The 276-nt window shown below is 43.8% G+C and carries 1 protein-coding gene; it reads left to right on the top strand.

The annotated features are described in order from the left end of the window. Positions 1-276, top strand: a 276-nt coding sequence (locus tag AAEY97_RS21240; protein ID WP_351001327.1) for a c-type cytochrome, incomplete at both ends; no start/stop codon positions are given.

Raw genomic sequence — 276 nt, 5'->3', positions numbered from 1 at the left:
AGTTTATATGGCGAGCTGTGCTGCGTGTCACCAACCAACTGGTTTAGGCCTGCCAGGTGTTTTTCCTGCACTTAAAGGTAGCCCAATAGTGGTAGGTGATATCAAAGGTCATATCGATATTTTACTTTATGGTAAACCAGGTACAGCGATGCAGTCTTTTGCAAAGCAATTATCTATTAAGCAGATAGCAGCCGTTATTACTTATAAGCGTAACGCATGGGGTAATGACACCGGAGAGGTAATTCAACCAAGCGAAATACAAGCGGCACTGGATGC

The sequence above is a fragment of the Shewanella sp. TB7-MNA-CIBAN-0143 genome, assembly GCF_040310065.1.
Lineage (GTDB): Bacteria > Pseudomonadota > Gammaproteobacteria > Enterobacterales > Shewanellaceae > Shewanella.
Note: the sequence above shows the minus strand (reverse complement) of the source record. Positions and strands in the feature narration are given on the sequence as shown.